Annotated in this window: 15 protein-coding genes; 9 read left to right on the forward strand and 6 right to left on the reverse strand. The window is 58.5% G+C overall.

The window, feature by feature from the left end; translation table 11 throughout:
- Nucleotides 1-196: 196 nt before the first annotated feature.
- The 7 genes from FB593_RS06210 to FB593_RS06240 all read left to right on the forward strand — a co-directional run bounded on the left by FB593_RS06210 (nt 197) and on the right by FB593_RS06240 (nt 7,873).
- Nucleotides 197-970, forward strand: coding sequence for a FadR/GntR family transcriptional regulator (locus tag FB593_RS06210; protein WP_004432249.1), 774 nt, complete (start codon nt 197-199; stop codon nt 968-970).
- A gap of 102 nt (nt 971-1,072) precedes the next feature.
- Nucleotides 1,073-2,419: a glycosyltransferase family 4 protein gene (locus tag FB593_RS06215; RefSeq protein ID WP_004432251.1), complete on the forward strand. Its 1,347-nt coding sequence runs from the start codon at nt 1,073-1,075 to the stop codon at nt 2,417-2,419.
- A complete protein-coding gene (locus FB593_RS06220; protein ID WP_145166394.1) occupies nt 2,416-3,186 on the forward strand; it encodes an HAD-IIB family hydrolase in 771 nt (256 codons plus the stop codon). The genes FB593_RS06215 and FB593_RS06220 overlap by 4 nt, the downstream gene beginning before the upstream one ends.
- A gap of 274 nt (nt 3,187-3,460) precedes the next feature.
- Complete coding sequence (locus FB593_RS06225) at nt 3,461-3,901, forward strand: NUDIX hydrolase (protein WP_013635535.1); 441 nt, start codon at nt 3,461-3,463, stop codon at nt 3,899-3,901.
- A gap of 161 nt (nt 3,902-4,062) precedes the next feature.
- A complete protein-coding gene (locus tag FB593_RS06230) occupies nt 4,063-5,568 on the forward strand; it encodes an inorganic phosphate transporter (protein WP_025592560.1) in 1,506 nt (501 codons plus the stop codon).
- A 20-nt stretch (nt 5,569-5,588) separates the two neighbouring features.
- Nucleotides 5,589-6,326: a 16S rRNA (uracil(1498)-N(3))-methyltransferase gene (locus tag FB593_RS06235; protein WP_162690617.1), complete on the forward strand. Its 738-nt coding sequence runs from the start codon at nt 5,589-5,591 to the stop codon at nt 6,324-6,326.
- Between the two features lie 173 nt (nt 6,327-6,499).
- Nucleotides 6,500-7,873, forward strand: a complete 1,374-nt coding sequence (locus tag FB593_RS06240; protein ID WP_065661338.1) for a glutamate--cysteine ligase — start codon at nt 6,500-6,502, stop codon at nt 7,871-7,873.
- A gap of 207 nt (nt 7,874-8,080) precedes the next feature.
- On the opposite strand, the gene FB593_RS06245 is transcribed toward FB593_RS06240, so the two are convergent.
- Nucleotides 8,081-8,374 carry a DUF1127 domain-containing protein gene (locus FB593_RS06245; RefSeq protein ID WP_003515205.1) on the reverse strand — a complete coding sequence of 98 codons (294 nt, stop codon included), beginning with the start codon at nt 8,372-8,374 and terminating at the stop codon, nt 8,081-8,083.
- Nucleotides 8,375-8,578: 204 nt separating this feature from the next.
- On the opposite strand from FB593_RS06245, the gene FB593_RS06250 reads away from it, so the two are divergent.
- Nucleotides 8,579-9,529 (forward strand): LysR substrate-binding domain-containing protein, encoded by a 951-nt coding sequence (locus FB593_RS06250; RefSeq protein WP_003515204.1) that lies wholly within the window; start codon nt 8,579-8,581, stop codon nt 9,527-9,529.
- 80 nt (nt 9,530-9,609) lie between these two features.
- Here the strand turns inward: FB593_RS06250 and FB593_RS06255 are convergent, their stop codons facing one another.
- Nucleotides 9,610-12,048, reverse strand: a complete 2,439-nt coding sequence (locus FB593_RS06255; RefSeq protein ID WP_026330621.1) for a DUF1217 domain-containing protein — start codon at nt 12,046-12,048, stop codon at nt 9,610-9,612.
- A gap of 366 nt (nt 12,049-12,414) precedes the next feature.
- Between FB593_RS06255 and FB593_RS06260 the strand changes: the two genes are divergently transcribed.
- Nucleotides 12,415-12,981, forward strand: a complete 567-nt coding sequence (locus FB593_RS06260; protein WP_003515202.1) for a DUF6101 family protein — start codon at nt 12,415-12,417, stop codon at nt 12,979-12,981.
- Between the two features lie 77 nt (nt 12,982-13,058).
- On the opposite strand, the gene ubiA is transcribed toward FB593_RS06260, so the two are convergent.
- The 4 genes from ubiA to FB593_RS06280 all read right to left on the reverse strand — a co-directional run bounded on the left by ubiA (nt 13,059) and on the right by FB593_RS06280 (nt 18,916).
- Nucleotides 13,059-14,012: a 4-hydroxybenzoate octaprenyltransferase gene (gene ubiA, locus FB593_RS06265; protein WP_003515201.1), complete on the reverse strand. Its 954-nt coding sequence runs from the start codon at nt 14,010-14,012 to the stop codon at nt 13,059-13,061.
- Between the two features lie 120 nt (nt 14,013-14,132).
- On the reverse strand, nt 14,133-14,933 hold the full coding sequence (locus FB593_RS06270; protein WP_145166395.1) for a MipA/OmpV family protein: 801 nt from the start codon (nt 14,931-14,933) through the stop codon (nt 14,133-14,135).
- Between the two features lie 234 nt (nt 14,934-15,167).
- Nucleotides 15,168-16,424, reverse strand: coding sequence for an SAM-dependent methyltransferase (locus tag FB593_RS06275; RefSeq protein WP_065661339.1), 1,257 nt, complete (start codon nt 16,422-16,424; stop codon nt 15,168-15,170).
- 167 nt (nt 16,425-16,591) lie between these two features.
- Entirely contained in the window at nt 16,592-18,916 is a 2,325-nt protein-coding gene (locus FB593_RS06280; RefSeq protein WP_065658323.1) for a Tex family protein, read from the reverse strand.
- Between the last annotated feature and the right edge of the window lie 83 nt (nt 18,917-18,999).

The following is an 18,999-nucleotide window of genomic DNA, read 5'->3' on the forward strand; positions in this document are numbered from 1 at the left end:
CTGACGGAGAAAACCCGCCATCACCACCCTGTGCGGGTGCTTTAACAAAAGCCAGTTTAAAAAGGCAGGTGCCGTGTTGCCGCAGGCATGGCGCAGAGCTTAGGGCAGAACTGGACAGAATATTTGACCAGTGCGATGCTTCGCTGATAATTTGCCCCATCGAATACGGGGCGGGACTTCGCCGGAGAATGTTGCGATGGACGAAACACTGTTCGCCCGAATAGAGCATAGCCGCACATCGCAGGAGGTGATCTTACGTTTCGAGGAGCTGATCCTCGACGGCATATTGCGGGATGGCGACCGGCTGCCCGGCGAGCGTGAACTGGCGCAGAAGCTCGATGTCTCGCGGCCAATCCTGCGGGAAGCGCTGAAAGAACTCGAAACGCGCGGCCTTCTCACCAGCCGGCACGGCGGTGGGACTTACGTGGCCGATATTGTCGGTCCGGTCTTTTCCGATCCCTTGAGCGCGCTGATCACACGCCACAGCCGCGCAACGCGGGATTTTCTGGAGTATCGCCGATATATCGAAGGCATGACCGCCGAACTTGCGGCACAGCGGGCGACGGAGCCGGACAGGCGCAACCTTGCGGCTATCGTCGAAAAAATGCGGGAGGCCCATGAGGCTGGCCGCTTCGAAGAAGAACTTGCAAGCGATGTGGAATTTCACAACGCCATCGGCGAGGCGGCACATAATATCGTGCTGATGCACACATTGCGGTCCTGCTACAGGCTCCTGAGCGACGACATCTTCTATAACCGCCATCTCATATTCAGTGTCGCAGGTGCGCATGACGAGGTGCTGAGACAGCATATCGCCATCCACGAGGCGATTGCGGGCGGTAATGCGGCAGGGGCAAGGGCTGCGGCGGAAACCCATATCGATTTCATCGTGGACACCACATCAAAGGCGCATCAGGCAAGGGAATGGGACCGGATTTCACGCCTGCGACAACAGCAGCGCAACGCCTGAAAACAGCTTCAGACGAAATGCGGCATCGCTTTTCTTCAGATTTTATGGAACCTTTTGTCCTCTTTGGTCTTTTTCTGGGGTTAATTGGAAAAATTTACCAAGATGGGACCCATGACGACCACGAGCGAAACTGAACGCTATCCAAGGATAGCTCTCATATCGACGCATGGCTATGTCGCCGCGCACCCGCCACTCGGCGCAGCGGACACCGGGGGACAAGTGGTTTATGTGCTTGAGCTTGCACGCAAACTCGGCCAGCTCGGTTACACCGTTGATCTCTATACCCGCCGCTTCGAAGACCAGCCGGAATTCGACGAGGTTGACGAGCGCGTGCGTGTGGTGCGCATTCCCTGCGGCGGGCGCGATTTCATTCCCAAGGAATATCTGCACCGGCACCTGATGGAATGGTGCGAAAACGCGTTGCGCTTCATCAAGAAAAACAACCTCAACTACTCTTTCATCAACAGCCACTACTGGGATGCGGGCGTTGCCGGGCAGCGGCTTTCCGAGGCGCTGAAAGTCCCGCATCTGCACACGCCGCATTCGCTCGGCCTCTGGAAAAAACGCCAGATGGAAACCGATTACCCGGAAAAGGCCGATACCTTCGAACTTGAGTTCAATTTCAAGGAACGTATCCAGCACGAACTCATCATCTATCGCAGTTGCGACATGGTGATTGCGACGACGCCGGTGCAACTCGACGTCCTGATCGAAGATTACGGTCTGAAGCGCAAGCACATCCACATGATCCCGCCGGGTTATGACGACAACCGATTCTTCCCCGTCTCGGATGCAACGCGGCAAATGATCCGGCAGCGTTTCGGTTTCGAGGGCAAGGTGGTGCTGGCGCTTGGACGCCTTGCCACCAACAAGGGTTACGACCTTTTGATCGACGGCTTCTCGGTTCTTGCGGCGCGCGAACCGGAAGCCCGCCTTCATCTGGCCGTCGGCGGCGAGAATATGGACGAGCAGGAAACCACCATTCTCAATCAGCTGAAAGAGCGGGTCAAATCGCTCGGGCTGGAGGACAAGGTGGCGTTTTCCGGCTATGTCGAGGACGAGGATTTGCCTGATATCTACCGGGCAGCCGATCTTTTCGTTCTGTCGAGCCGTTACGAGCCATTCGGCATGACCGCAATCGAGGCGATGGCGAGCGGAACTCCGACCGTGGTAACCATCCACGGCGGGCTGTTCCGCGCCGTCAGCTACGGCCGCCACGCGCTGTTTGCCGATCCTTTCGATAAGGAAGACCTTGGCATTACCATGATGAAGCCGTTCAAGCACGAGCGGCTGTATGGGCGGCTTTCCCGCATGGGGGCGCACAAGGCGCGTAGCCTGTTCACCTGGACGGGAATCGCGCAGCAATTGCTGGCGCTGGTGGAAGGCAGGCCGCTGATGCCGGTTCTGGAAGAATCTGATTGGGCAGAGCCATGGAACGACGGCGATTGAAACCGCTTCGCCTGTTTTCCACCGATCTCGACGGAACCGTCGTCGGCGATAACGCCGCTACGCGCCGGTTCCGCGATTTCTGGCATTCGCTGCCGGACGATCTTCGCCCGGTTCTGGTCTTCAACAGCGGCAGGCTGGTCGATGACCAGCTCGCCCTTTTGGAAGACGTCCCTTTGCCGAGGCCTGACTACATTATCGGCGGGGTCGGCACCATGCTGCACGCAAGAGAGCGGGGCGAGCTTGAAAGCGCTTATACGCATTCGCTCGGTACGGGTTTCGACCGGCAAAAGATCGCCGATGTTATGGCCGGTCTGCCGGGTGTGACCATGCAGGCGGAACGGTATCAGCATGGCCTCAAATCCAGCTGGTTCCTGCATGGTGCGGATGAGAAGACGCTCAGTGATATCGAAGACACGCTCGTTGCGGCGGATATCGATGCGCGGATCGTCTATTCCAGCAACCGCGACCTCGACATATTGCCCAAGGCCGCAGACAAGGGTGCGGCATTGGCGTGGTTATGTGGACAACTGCACATTGGTCTCGACGAATCAGTGGTTGCGGGCGATACTGGCAATGATCAGGCGATGTTCGAGTTGAATGGTATTCGCGGTGTGATCGTTGGCAATGCCTTACCGGAGCTTCTTTCGCTGGCGAACAATGACAGCCGTTTTTTCCTCTCGCGCGCGACCGAAGCTGACGGTGTGATCGAAGGTCTCCAGAATTGGGGATTGCACACTGGCCAACGCAGTTCCGGCAATAATTCATAGCGGTTTTGCGTTCTGAATAGCGTAAAACAGAAAAAATGCAGTATTCCCGCGATCGGTCGCTGACGGTTACGTACCGGGCAAAGCCTTCGTTCGCACCCCTGCCACATCCCCTGCTGCCTACGATCTTCAACGGCATGAAGACAATCGTGGGTTATGCGTGAGAGGGGATTGGCGGGACATAAAGGATATCTATATTAGCAGTTACGACTAACAGGCGAAGAAGGATCCACACGGATTGAAGATTTTGAATCGATTGGCGACAGATGTAGGCTTGATGTTGCGCAGACCGCCGCGACAGCAATATGCAGCGCTGTGCTATCGATCGTCCAAAAAACATCATGAGCCGGAAGTCCTGTTGCTGACAAGCAGGGATACGGGGCGCTGGGTCATTCCCAAAGGCTGGCCCATGGCCAACAAGAAGGCGCATGCCGTTGCCGAACAGGAAGCCTACGAGGAAGCCGGTGTCAAAGGCAGGGTGGATAAGGCCCCCTTCGGCTTTTATGAGTATGAGAAAAAGCTGAACAGCGGCATCAATGTGCTGTGCAAGGTTCAGGTACATCTGCTCGAAGTGGCGGAGCTGCAGGACAGCTTTCCCGAGAAGGATTCCAGACGGCTTGAATGGGTCACTCCCGAAGAGGCCGCCAAACGGGTTAACGAGCCGGAACTGAAAGCGCTCATGCTCACTTTCGACAAGCGGATGGCGCTTTCGAAATAGCGTCCACACCCGAATAGTGGCAATCTGCAGTTTGTTTTTCCAACATGGCTTTTACTGTCTTTCATTTTGGAAAGATGTGCGAGATGTAACAGTCTTTCTGTAAATTGCCTTCAGCCCGCGACATTGCCGGACGAATGGGAATGCTGGCGAACGAGGTCTGAATGGCAATAAAGCCGCCACCGAACATGAAGCCGACGCTCGACAAGGATCTCGAGAAGATCACCCGTGTCGAAGAGGCGACGCTGCATGTCACGCAGCAGCTTGCCGGCCTTGGTGCGGGGGTGATGTTTGTTGTTCTGGCGGCGATATTTGCGGGCGCCTTCGTCACGGGCACGGCGGGCGCCGTCATCATCATCGCAGCCGTTGCCATCGGCGCCTATATGGCAATCAACATCGGCGCGAACGATGTGACAAACAATGTCGGCCCGGCGGTCGGCGCCAAGGCGATGCCGCTTGCAGCGGCACTCATCATCGCCGCCATCTGCGAGATCGCGGGTGCCTTGATCACCGGCGGCAACGTCGTCGAGACCATTTCCAGCGGCATCATCAACATCCAGACCATTCCCGACCGCACCGTGTTTTCCTGGGCTATGTTGTCGGCCCTTCTCGCCGCCGGTCTTCTCGTCAATATCTCGACCTGGACGAAAGCGCCGATTTCCACCACCCACACGGTGGTTGGCGGCGTTGCGGGGGCTGGAATGGCGGCCTATGGCATCCGGGCAGTCGACTGGCTGTCGCTTGGCAGCATCGCCTTTGCCTGGGTTCTAGCGCCCTTTATAAGCGCGGCCATCGCCATCGCCCTCCTTGCCTTCATCAAGGAATTCATCATCTACCGGGAGGACAAGATCGACGCCGCGAAGCGTTGGGTTCCTGTTCTGATCGGCATCATGACCGGGGTCTTCACCGCTTATCTCATCTGGGTGGGGCTGAGGCAGATCGTGCATGTCTCGCTTGGCCATGCAAGCGGCATCGGGCTTTTGACCGGCCTCGTCGCCTGGCGGCTGTGCGTGCCGATCATCCGCAAACAATCGGTGGGATTGGAAAACCGCAACCAGTCGCTTCGAACCCTGTTCCAGTGGCCGCTCGTTCTTGCGGCTGGCCTCATGTCCTTCGCGCATGGGGCAAATGACGTTTCGAACGCCATCGGCCCGGTGGTGGCAATCGTGCGGGCACTGCACGACGAGGCAGTGGAGACGTCCGCCCGCGCGCCGCTCTGGGTGATGCTGGTCGGCGCATTCGGGCTTTCCTGCGGTATTCTTCTCTATGGCCCGCGCCTCATCCGCCTTGTCGGTGAACAGATCACCAAGCTCAACCCGATGCGCGCTTTCTGCGTTTCCGTGGCTACGGCGCTGACGGTTCTCGTCGCCTCACGCTTCGGCCTGCCGGTCAGCACCACCCATACGGCGATCGGCGCCGTGTTCGGCGTCGGCTTCTTCCGCGAATGGTACACGCAGGCGTCTCGACGGCGGCAGGAACTCGTCCAGGCCGGCACCAGTCAAATCCGCCGGGCCGATCGATATCTGGACAATCCTTCCGAGATACGCCGCCGTTATCTCGTCCGGCGATCCCACTTCATGACCATCATCGCCGCCTGGCTGGTGACCGTTCCCGCAAGTGCTACGCTTGCAGCACTGTTATATTGGCTTATGTCCTTCCTCTTTCTCTGACGCTGAAACCCAAAAGTCCCATGCGCGCAAATTTCCGGATGCAACGCCTGTTCGTCGAAACCCCGCTTGTTGCGGGCGCGGCGCAGGAAGCAACGACCGAACAGTTCAATTATCTCGCCAATGTGCTGCGCATGACCGATGGCGCGGAAATCCTGCTGTTCAACGGTCGCGACGGGGAATGGAAGGCGAGGCTCTCCTTTCCGAGCCGCAAGAAGATCACCCTCGTCCCTCTGGAACAGACACGGCCCCAGCCGCAGGCATCGGATCTGCACTACCTGTTTGCGCCGCTGAAAGTCGGACGCATGGATTATCTGGTGCAGAAGGCGGTCGAGATGGGGGCCGGTCTTTTGCAGCCGGTGATGACCCAGCATGTGCAGGGCAAGATCCACAATACCGAAAAGCTGCGCGCCAATGCCATCGAGGCCGCCGAGCAATGCGGCATCCTGTCGTTGCCTGACGTGGCCGAGCCGGTGAAACTGAAAGACATGCTCGAGACCTGGCCCCAGGATCGACGGATCATCTATTGCGACGAGGGCGATGCGGGCCAAAATCCGCTGCCTGTCCTGCAATCCATCAAGGAACGCAAAATCGCTCTTCTGGTCGGCCCGGAAGGCGGGTTTTCCGAAGAGGAAAGAGAGCTGCTGCGCAGCCTTACCTTCGTCACCCCCATCCCGCTCGGGCCGCGTATCCTCAGGGCCGATACGGCTGCGGTCGCAGCCCTTGCGGTCATTCAGGCATCGATTGGCGACTGGAATTGACCTATCTGGGACATGTCTTTATCGCAAAACCGCTGCACAGTTTTACGCGACATGCGCTGAACCATTGCGCTTCATGCATCTTTAAAAGAAATTCATTTGCCTCCGGATACGATCCGGCTCTATCTGCCACACATATGCCTCGCCGCAACAGAGACGTCATAACAAGGTAAGCCATGGCACGCGATACGACCGACCAGACACCCCTCTCCTCCGTCACGGAGCTTACAGATTATCTGGCCGGCGGTTGCAGAGCTGAAGCCGACTTCCGCATTGGCACCGAGCACGAGAAATTCGCCTTTTTCCGCGAGGGCAACCGGCCGGTTCCCTATTTCGGCGAGGCCAGCATTTCCGCTCTGCTGAAGGGCATGCAGGAAAAGCTCGGCTGGGAGCCGATCATGGATGGTGAAAACATCATCGGACTTGGCGAACAGCACGGCATGGGCGCCATTTCCATCGAGCCGGGCGGCCAGTTCGAACTGTCAGGTGCGCCGCTCGAGAACCTGCATCAGACCTGCAAGGAATCCAACCAGCATCTGGCGACCCTGCGCGAAGTGGCGGAGCCGATGGGCATCCGTTTTCTCGGCATTGGCGGCAGCCCGCTGTGGAGCTATGACGAAACACCGCGCATGCCGAAATCGCGCTACGCGATCATGACGCGCTACATGCCGAAGGTCGGGACCAAGGGTCTCGACATGATGTACCGTACCTGCACCATTCAGGTTAACCTCGACTTCTCTTCCGAAGCGGATATGCGCCAGAAGATGCGCGTTTCCATGAAGCTCCAGTCGCTGGCAACCGCATTGTTTGCTTCCTCGCCCTTTACCGAAGGCAAGCCGAACGGCCTGCTTTCCTGGCGCGGCGATATCTGGCGCGATACCGACAATCGCCGCTCCGGCGTACTGCCCTTCACCCTCAATGACGATTTCGGCTTCAAGGATTATGTCGAATGGGCGCTGGATGTGCCGATGTATTTCATCGTGCGCGACGGCAAGTATCACGATTGCACCCATGTCACCTTCCGCCAGTTCATGAATGGGGCTCTGAAGGGTGAAATCGCCGAATGGGAACCGACCATGGGTGACTGGACGAACCATCTCTCCACGCTGTTCCCCGATGTGCGCCTGAAGCGCTTTCTGGAAATGCGTGGTGCCGATGGCGGCCCATGGAGACGCATCTGTGCCCTGCCCGCTTTCTGGGTCGGCCTTCTCTATAATCAGGAAGCGCTTGACGCAGCCGATGCGCTGACAGCCGGCTGGAGTTTCGATGAGGTCATCGCCCTTCGCAATACCGTGCCGGCCAAGGGGCTGGCGGCGGAGATCGCTGGCAAGCCGCTTCTCGGTTTCGCCCGCGAGGTGCTCGACATTTCCCGCACCGGCCTCAAGAACCGCAACCGGCTGAACGGCGAAGGCCAGGACGAAACCGTGTTCCTGTCCTCGCTGGACGAGGTTCTCGCCAAGAAGACCACGCTCGCCGAAGACCTGCTTGCGCTCTATAACGGCCGCTGGGGTGGATCGGTGCTGCCAGTATTCGATGAATATCAGTATTAAAACATTTCGCTGAAACTGCGCAGCGGCTTTACGTCCGGACAATGCGCAAGACAGGCAAGGCGTTGCCATAAAAAAACCCGGTGCGGCCGAGGGGCCTGACACCGGGCAAAGGCAGGGTTATTGGCAAATCACCCTGCGGGGAAAACCTTATCGGTTCGCAAGCAATCCCGGCGTCTGGAGGTACGCCGGAATTGCACGAACACAAGCCTAGAGCGTCTTGAACCGCGTGACTGAGCGCGTGCGTGCGGCGCGGGTCAGATGGGCGGTCGGATCTTCGAGCAAGCCGGTATTGAGCGCGTTGGTCACATCCGAGCGCGCCAGCCCGATATCGGCGAGCAGGCGATCGTCAAGCTCCGTGAGACCATTTGCGACGATACGATTGTAGATGCGCTGCACAAACGTTTTCACGGTGGAAGCAACACCGAAAGCGATGCGACGCAGGGTGTCGCTCTGCTGGCCGGTTGCGAATTCCAGTTCCATTTTCCGTTCTGCCGTGCGCATAACAATGATCCTTCCGTAACGGCACGATGCGGCACCGCTCCCGACGCACCGTGCGCGGGAAGCTGCCTTGGGTTGGGGGCCTGACGATGTGCCCGCCCCGGGGTTGAGATTGATTTGCTGGGTGTCAAAATGTCGCAAGACTATTGATCAGTCCAACGAATGTTTCTAATGTGAGACATCAATCATTCTGATGGATGAGTATCAATGTCCGCACCTCTCGACATAGACCAGCTGCACACCTTCATCGCCATTGTCGATACCGGCAGCTTTACCAAGGCCGCTGAGCGCGTTTTCAAGACGCAATCCGCCGTATCCATGCAGATGCGGCGACTTGAGGAGCGGATCGGCAAACAGCTCTTTGCAAAGGACGGGCGCGGCAACCGCCTGACGGCCGAGGGCGAGAAACTGATGAATTATGCCCGCCGCATCATTCGCCTTAACAACGAGGCGATTGCGGCCTTCGATGACAACAGGCTAGAGGGCACGTTGCGCATCGGCACCCCGGACGACTATGCCGACCGCTACATGCCAGAGATCATCGGGCGTTTCGCCAAGACGCATCCGAATGTCGAGCTTTACATCGTCTGCGAACCTTCGGTGAGCCTTGCCGAAAAAATGGCGCGCGGCGAGCTGGATATAGCACTCGTCACCCACAATCCCCGCGCCCGCTCCTCCGATGTCGTGCGCACCGAGCCGCTCTGCTGGGTCACCTCCGCGAACCATCCGCTGAAGGATGATGCGCCAGTGCCGCTGGCTGTCGGCCGGCGGGACTGTCACTGGCGCCAACTTGCCTGCTCGGCGCTCGATGCCGACGGGCGGGATTATCAGGTGCTGTTCACCAGCTGGTCTTCCACCGTGGTTGCCGCCGCCGTGCTGGCAGGCATGGCGGTTTCCGTGCTGCCGGAATCGGCGCTGCGTACCGGCATGAAGGTTTTGACCGCCTCGGACGGTTTCCCGCCGCTGCCGCCGGTCCAGATCGGCCTGATGAAACGGCCCGGCCTGTCGCCCTCGCTGGTGAACGCCATTACAGACCACATCACCGCCTGCCTCGACAACATCTCTCCGATGAACGTCGCCGATGAGCTGGATAACGATGTGAAGACCTACCCGAAGATGCCGCGCCTGCGCGCCGGGCACATGCTGCCGGGCTGGTGAATGGGTCCGCAAATGCGGGCGTGTGAGACGCCTTAACCGGGTAAGCTCGGCCTTTCCATCGTCCGTCTTCGCTTTCCAGCCTACCGCGCACGCAGCGATGCGACAGCCAGCAGCGTGTCGCCGCTGATGCCCACCGAGCCGCTGCCGTTGAACAGCATCATGATCGGGTTGGTGGTGTTCTGCTTGTCGTCGTACATGATGGTAAAACGGGCGATCAGCTTCTTGACCTTATCGGGGTCCTGGAAGTCCTCGATGTCGAAATATTTCTTCATCATCGCCACCTGTGTATCGACCCCGGCATTGCCGAGTTCATCGGGAATGCCAAAGGTGGTCGTGATGAAGTTCTGGATCGCGGTGTCGGCAAGAATGGAGTAATAGGACGTTGTTCCCGCCGCCATTCGCTTGAAATAGAGCGCCAGACGCACGCCCGCATTTTCTTCACCTGCCTGCGTCTCCAGCGTCTGCGTCAGATAATTGTCCAGCGTCTCGTAGAGGCCGCGACGCGTCTGGATAGAGCTTCGATCCTCGCGCAGGATATTACCGTCCGTATCGAAATTGAACGCGGTGACGAGACGGCGAAAAGCCGGGTCCATCTCCTTGTTGAGATAGCTGTCCTTGTCATCCAGATTGGACGTGAACATTTTTTGCAGCTGGTCCTTGGTGACCTTCGTCGGGTCGATGCCAAGCGATTCCATCGCGAATTTCGTCAGGCGATCATTCCCCAGAAAATCGCTGAGCGTCTTGACCTTCTGTAGCTCCGAACGGAAAAATTCCGCCTCCTTCTTGGCGGCTTCCTTTTCCTGGTCTGTTCCGAAGGCTGATTTCTTCTTGATGTAGTCGACCGACATGCTCTGAATTTCAAGTTCGGACTGCGCAAGAACCGGAGAGCCTGGCGATCCGTCAGACTTGAAGTTGAAGAGTTCCGCGAGTTTGACGTAACGGTCGTCTTTCAGCGCATAAACGTAGCTCTTCTTGTCCAGCAGGTCGCTGGTCAAGGCTCTACGAACGTCCGCAATATTCACCTTCGTCGGATCGAGGCCGACCGCCTTGAGCGCATAGGTGTAAACCGCGCTGCTTTCCAGGAAGTCCGCAACGGATTTGACGTTGGCAATATCGCTCTTGAACAGCTTCAAAGCGTTTTCGTCAGCGGCTTCGTCCTTGTCGTTATAATGGTTCATGTACCCGTTGGTCGTGGTAACGGTCTGGGTCGTCGTCTGTGGTGCCGTACCGTCCGGCAGCGTTCCATCCCCCTTGAAATTGAACGCTTCGCGCAATGCGATGTAACGTTTGTCGCCATTGCCGAACTTGGCGATATAGTTGTTCGGATCGCTGAGATCGCTGGTCAAAATGTTCTCGATCGTCGCATTGACTATGGTCAAGTCATTCAGGTCGAATGCGACCTTGATGTAATTCACCAGACGCGGGTCTGCCATTAACTCATCGACGGTCTTGATCGAACCGATCTTCGATTCGAAATAATCCCTGTTCAGGGTGGCAACGGTCGGGGTCACACGCGGGGCACTGCCGACATAGGCCTGGGTCAGGATCTTGACGTTGTCGGCCGTCTGCGCCTGGCCGGCCGCAACGGTACCGTCATTGGCAAATTCGAAAGCCTGGGCCATCTGCGCCATCGTATTATATTGCGAGACGGTATTGGAGAGCTGGGTCTGCTCCGCCGTGATGGAGGCAAGGGTCGCCGCCCACTGGTCCTTCGGCGGCAGCACGGCTTCAAGCTGGGTGAGCTGATCCTGCCGGGTGGTTTTCTCTGTTTCAAGGGCGGTTCGCTGTTCGGCGGTCAGCGTGGTATCAGCCAGCGCGGTATCGATGGCCTTTATCCGATCCGTCACATCCCCATGCAACTCGATATTGCCCTTGGTCGTAAGCTTTTCCACGGCAGCGGAATAGGCCGCGCCGAACTTCTGGTTCAGATAGCTGTTCGGGTCATCGATATCGCTCGTCATCAATCCCTTGATGTGGGAATAGCTGTAGGTCTTCTCATCAACGCTGAAGACCTCGAAGATGTAGGCGCGGGTTCTATCGTTCTGAAGCAGCTGGTCCACGTTCGTGACCGTTCCGATGATCGCCTTATAATAACGGGTTTCTTCGGACAGGCTATCATCGAGGTTGGTGATCGAGGTGTCGTAAAGCCCGATCATCTTGTCGAGCTGCGCCTCCGTCTGCACCGTGGTGGTGGACTGCGTGAAGTTGAAGGATGCGGCAAATTCGCGATAACGTTCATCGGTCAGCTTGTTGGCAAAGCTGTTCTGGTCGTTCAGGTCGCTTTCCAGCACCTTCTTCATGAAGGCCTTGGCGTAGGTCATCTCGCCGAGACCGAAGGCATCCATGGCATAGGAATAGAGCTGGTAGTTATTGAGGAACTCGTCGACGCTTTTTACATTGCCGATGTTTTCCTTGTAATATTTCGTCTGCCGCTCGACGATCCCCTGCTGCGACACGCGTGAAATGCTTGCCTTCATATCGCGGTTGATGAGGTCGTAGCTCAGAAAAGTCGATACCATGCGAATGCCCCCTGGAGCACCGCGCATCACGCTGGATACGGCCGGCTCCGGTTTTGAATTCGCCCACCACACCTCCATCCGGACGCACGGCAGGCCTTGGCGCGACTGTGCATGACGCGCCTTGCCCGGAGCTTGAAAGAGCACAGTTTCGGGACTGAGAAAAATCGCATTGTCTCAATCGGCTTTACCTCAGCGAAACCATGCCACGGTGGGTTTTGCTAACCATTTGGGAATGCAAAGTTTTCTTAACCGCGATTTTTAAGCAGTCTCGAACATGCGGCGGATATTCTCCTGACATCAGAGGACGAAAAGTCCCGATGAGAAGACCGGAAACCGGCTCTCAGGTAAAACAAGGGTAGAATAAACATGACCAAGACCGTTCTGAAGCCCGACTGGGCCGTCGCCACACTCAGACTCGACCCGGCACGTTTTCCGCAACAGGTCACCTATGGCAGGGGCAATGGCGCAACCGATGTTGCCGTCACGCTCGATGAACGGGGCGCCGTTCTGCGAAAGGTCCTGTCCTCTTCCGGCCTGCCTTTGTCCTTCGCCCTGCCAGCCCGCGCTTTCAAGGGCGTTGCCGCCCGCGCCATCGACCATGGTGATGGACAGGTGACGGTGACGCTGGAGCTTCACCACGACGATCCGGAACTTTGCGTTCCGCTTCTCGTCGCCCATGATCTTTGCGACATCGCCGCCGACTGGCGCAGCTGGTCCGAGGCCTACCGCATTCCGATGCTGATGGTGGAGGCCGATGGCGTCGCCCGTCCGCTGGAAGAACATCTCGGCAAGGTGCGCACCAAGAACAGCCGCCCCCGTCGCCGGCACTCCTATTTCGCGGATCGTCGCCCGCGCTTCCTCGTGCGCCGCTCCACCGGTTCTCTCGGCATGAGCATGAAGATCGAGGGCAAGGAAATCATCGCTCGCAGCTGATAATCTTCAGACAAAACAATAAAAAGCCCGGCGCGGATATCGCGGCCGGGCTTTTTTGCATCTACCTTTCAACAACCTCACGCCAACAGAAGCGGCAGAATGAGACCGGCGAAAATCAGCACGCCGACGCGGTTGTTGGATTTAAACAGCACAAGGCATTGCGCCACGTCGTCGATATCGAGCACCCAGACCTGCCGGAAAAGCATGATGGCGGCGGCGGCAAGGCCGCTATAGGCGATCAGGTTAACGCCCGCTCCCCAGAAGGACAGGGCGATCATGACAAGGGCTGTGCCATAAAGAAAAACCAGCCAGCGATGTGTGTTGTCTCCAAACAGCAGCGCAGTTGAACCGATGCCCACTGCCGTGTCGTCTTCCTTGTCCTGATGGGCGTAGATTGTATCATAACCGATCGTCCAGGCGATGGAGCCGACATAAAGCAGGACAGCAGGCCAGGCGATGGACCCGAACTGCCCGGCCCAGCCCATCAGCGCACCCCAGGAAAAGGCAAGGCCGAGAAAAAATTGCGGCCAGTTGGTGAAGCGCTTGGCGAAGGGATAGATTGCCACGAAGACCAGCGAGAATATGCCGGTGGCAATCGCAAATCCGTTGAACTGCAACAGCACCACGAGTCCGGCGAGCGCCTGCAACACGATGAAGACCTTCGCCTGCGCCCTGCTCACGCGACCAGATGGCAGCGGCCGCGAGCGAGTGCGCGCAACGGCCATGTCGATCTTGTGGTCCGCAAGATCGTTATAGGTGCAGCCCGCGCCGCGCATCGCCACCGATCCGATGAAAAACAGCGCCAGATGCCAGATCAGCGTGCCCCAGGAAAAACCGCCGCTTGCTACCGCGGCATTGGCCGCGAGTGCTGCGGACCAGAAACATGGCCACATCAGCAATTGCCAGCCGATGGGACGGTCCCATCTTGCCAGCTGCGCATAGGGCCAGAGGGGTCTCGGCAAAATCCGATAGACCCAGTTGTTGGATGGTGCGTCGGAGACGCGGTCTGACAAATCGCTGTGGTGAACCATGGGAATGGTTCTACAGCATCGGCAGGCGAATCGGAATCGATTTCAGCACTTGGCCGTAGACACAAAAAAGCCCCGCAACGCTTTCGCGGCGGGGCTTGTGGTGGGCATATTCGCCTCGCCTCAGGGCAGCGTGAAGCCGAATTTGTAGCTTGCCTGGACGCCGACGACGAACTGGTTCTTGGAGCCGCGCTCACGCACCAGCGAGCTGTCGGCGGCATCGCCCGTCAGGCGGCGATATTCGGCGAAGGAACCAACTTCAGCGGCTTCCGTGACCTTCCAGGTGATGGCGGCGCCGACGCCGGCGGAATGCAGGCCGCCGCCGGGGCTGTAGGGCGATGGCGCGCCGGCCGCTGTCTGCGCGGCGCTTACGCCGTAATAGCGTTCATTGTATTTGCTGCTGACCCATGTGGCGCGCGGGCCGGCGGAAATCTGGATACCGGGGGCGATATCGGTGAAGACGTCGGCAGAGAGGTCGGCGACCACGCCGCTATGGCTGCGGATGCCCTGACGGGCTTCGCCGCGAATACGCAGCCAGTCGGTGGGATAAGCCTCGGCGAAACCGCCAAGCTCGCCGCCGCGCTTGATGCGGGTCATGCCTTTCAGATCGGCCGAATCCTTCTGGTCACGCGGAGACACCAGCTTTCCCGCAAGACCCATGCTGATCGGGCCATTGTCCAGCAGCGAGATCGAGGCGCTGTCGTTGCGCGAGGTGAAACGCGCGCCCTGACCCTGACGGCCGAGAGAAATGATGGGCGAAAAGCCGAATTCGTTCTTGTTGTCGCCCTGATATTTCGGCGCAGAAAAACCCGAACCGCCGAGCTTCAAATACCAGTCGCCGGAAAACCAGCCATCGGCATGGGCGTTACCGACGGCAAAAAGCGATAAAACACAAGCGGCGACGGCCGCTGATGACTTGAACATGAAAATAACCCCAGGAAACGCAATACAAACAGGTAATCGTAGAATTAGAGGGATTCCGTTTCCATTCCATTAACCAGCGCGAGAGGGCGGCGATTAGCTCTTCCGTCATTCCGGCCCTGAGCCGGAATTCAGCCGTCGCGCGTCTGCGCGGCAGGAAGCCTTCTTTCAGCCCGAGGACTTGGGCTGGCTGGATGCCAGATCAGGTCCGGCATGACGGCGGCGAATGGACAAGCCTTAGAACATAACCTTCTCAAGCGGCGGCCGCGTCTTTTCGAACTCCAGCAGCTTTTCCTCGTTGCGGGCAATGTAGTCGCGATTATGCGGAACGGCGTCGCGATCCTTGGCGAGCTGGATCTGGAAAATATGGAAATTTTCGTGGGTAAAGGCCATTTCGGACCCCGCCAGATAAAATTCCCACATGCGGAAGAAACGTTCGTCATAAAGTGCTACCGCCTCTGCCTTGCGCGCCACGAAACGTTCGCGCCAGTGCCGCAGCGTATGCGCATAATGCATGGGCAGGATTTCGATATCCTTCACCAGCAGCCCCGACTTCTGGATGGCCGGCAGCACCTCGGCAAGCGAGGGGATGTAACCACCGGGGAAAATATATTTTTCGATGAAGGGATTGGTTGCAAGTGCCGGACTGGGCTGGCCGATGGAATGCAGCAACATTACGCCCTTGTCGTCCAGAACCTCCGCCACCTTGTCGAAATAATCGCGGTAATGGGTCGGCCCGACATGTTCGAACATGCCGACCGAGACGATACGGTCGAATTTCTTCGAGGCAGGCAGGTAACGGTAGTCCTGCAATTCGAAACGAACATTGCCGGCAAGCCCACGTTTTGCTGCACGGTCACGGGAAACGCGCAGTTGCTCCTCGCTGAGCGTGATGCCGGTCACATCGGCACCTGCACTTTCGGCAATATACATCGCCATGCCGCCCCAGCCGGATCCGATCTCCAGTACGCTCTGGCCCGGCTCCGTCATCAGCTTGGCGGCGATGTGCCGCTTCTTGGCGACCTGCGCCTCATAAAGGCTGATGCCCGGCGGATTGAAATAGGCGCAGGAATATTGCCAGTCCTCATCAAGGAAGATGTCGAACAGCTTGGCGCTCAGATCATAGTGATGGGCGACGTTGCTCTTGTTGTGGTTTACCGGCAGATGCATCCTGATGCGGGCGGCGATGATGCGGGCCATACCACGCCACACCATGCCGAAGGACAGCGCCTCGCTTAGCGTGTTGCTTTTAACCAGCGCCAGAAAGTCGTAGATGTCGCCCTCGACGACCTGCATACGGCCTTCCATATAAATTTCGGCGAGTTTCAGCGCAGGATCGGCAGCGATCTCCTGCATGGCAGCTTCGTCGGTGAAATTCAGAACCACCCTTGTTCCGGTACCGTTACCAAATGTACGGCTACCACCCGGGCTATTGACGACAAGATTACCGTTCTTGATTATCTTTTCGAGAAGAACATGCAGAGACGACGCCATGGCACCCCCAATTGCTAAGTCTCACTTATCAATTTTTCTGACCGTATTCCTTTCGGCACAAGTTTCAAGATAGTCTTATTTCAAAAAAATTGAACGATTTCATCAAGCAAAAAGCCCCACCGGGGTTTCCGGCAGGGCTTTTCCATTGAAATTATTTCAACCGGAGGTCAGCGTCGCTTCATCGCTTCGGCCAGAGCCGCAGCAAGAGCACCACCGGATTGCGACCCTTCGTTGTGTCCCTGCGGTTTGGAATTCGCGTGGCGCATGGCGCCCGCATTGCCCTTTTCGCGCATTGGCTGGGGTGCCGCCTCGCCGCCGTCCTTGCGCATGGTGAGGGCAATACGCTTGCGCTTCACATCCACTTCCACGACACGGACCTTGACAACATCACCCGCTTTCACGACCTCATGCGGGTCTTTCACGAAACGGTCGGCCAGCTGCGAGACATGCACGAGCCCGTCCTGGTGCACACCGATATCCACGAAAGCGCCGAAGGCGGCGACATTGGTGACGGTACCTTCCAGCAACATGCCCGGTTTCAGATCGGTGATCTCGTCCACGCCGTCAGCAAAGGTCGCCGTCTTGAAGCTTGGGCGCGGGTCTCGGCCGGGCTTTTCCAGTTCGGCGATGATGTCCTTGACGGTGGGCAGGCCGAATTGCTCGTCGATGAAGCGCTTCGGATCAAGCCCCTTCAGCGTGGCGCTGTCACCCATCAGCGTGCGCAGGTCGCGACCGCAGGCGGCGACGATCTTTTTCGCAACGCCATAGGCTTCGGGGTGCACGGAGGACGAATCCAGCGGTTCCTTGCCGTTGGGAATACGCAGAAAGCCGGCGCATTGCTCGAAGGTGCGCTGGCCAAGGCGCGGCACCTTCAACAGCTCCTTGCGGCTGGCAAAGGGGCCGGTCTGGTCGCGGTGTGCAACGATGGCATCGGCAATCGAAGCACCGAGGCCGGAAACCCGCGCCAGAAGCGGCGAGGAGGCGGTATTGAGATCGACACCGACGGCATTCACCGCATCTTCCACGACCGCGTCGAGTGAACGGCTGAGACGGCCCTGATCGACATCGTGCTGATACTGCCCGACGCCGATGGATTTCGGCTCGATCTTCACCAGTTCGGCCAGCGGGTCCTGAAGGCGGCGGGCGATGGATACCGCGCCACGCAGGGACACGTCGAGATTGGGGAATTCCGCCGCCGCCCGTTCCGACGCGGAATAGACCGATGCGCCCGCCTCCGAAACGATGACCTTGGTGGGCTTTGCGCCGGAAGCCGAAGCCGGCATCTGTGTCAGCAGATCGGCGACCAGCTTTTCCGTCTCACGGCTGCCCGTGCCGTTGCCGATGGCGATCAGCTCGACATTGTGCTTGCGGATGAGCATGGCCAGTTCCGCCTGCGCGCCGCGCACGTCGTTCCTCGGCTGGAAGGGATAGACCGTCGTGGTGTCGAGCAGCTTGCCGGTGCCATCCACCACGGCCACCTTGACGCCGGTGCGGATGCCCGGATCGAGCCCCATGGTGGCGCGTGAGCCCGCCGGTGCGGCCAGCAGCAAATCCTTGAGATTGCGGGCGAAAACATTGATCGCCTCTTCTTCCGCACGTTCGCGCAATTCGCGCATGAGATCGAGCGAAAGCGACATGGAGAGCTTCACCCGCCAGGTCCAGCCTGCCACTTCCATCAACCATTGATCGGCGGGGCCGGCATTGCGGATATCGAAGGCGGCCGCGACGGTACGCTGCGCGGGTTTGACCGGAGAGGGATCATCCGCATCGACATCGATGGTCAGCGTCAGAATCTCCTCGTTCCAGCCGCGCAGCATGGCCAGCGCGCGGTGTCCCGGCACTGTCGCCCAGCGCTCGAAATGATCGAAATAATCGGAGAATTTTTCGCCTGCCGCCTGCTTGCCGTCGACCACCTTGGCGCGGAAAATGGCGTTCTGGCGCATATAGTCGCGCAGGCGTCCAAGAAGATCGGCGTTTTCCGTCATGGTTTCCGCCACGATGTCACGCGCGCCTTCAAGCGCTGCCTTCACATCCGCCACCTCGCCCTGCACATAGGCCTCGCCAAGCTTTGCCGGATCGGCTGCGCGGTTTGCCCAGATCGCTTCGGCCAGCGGACCGAGACCGCGCTCGCGGGCGATTTCGGCGCGGGTGCGGCGCTTCGGCTTGTAGGGCAGATAAAGGTCTTCCAGCTCCGCCTTGGTGCCCGCCTGCATGATCTTGACCATCAGGGCGTCCGTCATCTTGCCTTGACCGTTGATGGTATCAACAATGGAGGCGCGGCGCGCATTGAGTTCACGCAGATAGACGAGGCGTTCGGCAAGCGTTCGAAGCTGGGTATCATCCAGCCCTCCTGTCGCTTCCTTGCGGTAACGGGCGATGAAGGGCACGGTCGCTCCCTCGTCCAGCAACGCCACTGCCGCCTTCACCTGATCGGCGCGGGCGTTGATTTCGGAGGCGATGAGCGTGGCGAGGCGGGCATTATCTGCGGTCATGGGGTTCTCTGATGTCACATCTGGAGCGGCGAACATAATGTCTGATTGTGGCGTGACAACAAGAGGCGGCAACGATTCCACAG

It is taken from the genome of Rhizobium sp. SJZ105 (assembly GCF_007828365.1).
In the GTDB taxonomy this organism is placed as follows: Bacteria; Pseudomonadota; Alphaproteobacteria; order Rhizobiales; family Rhizobiaceae; genus Agrobacterium; species Agrobacterium tumefaciens.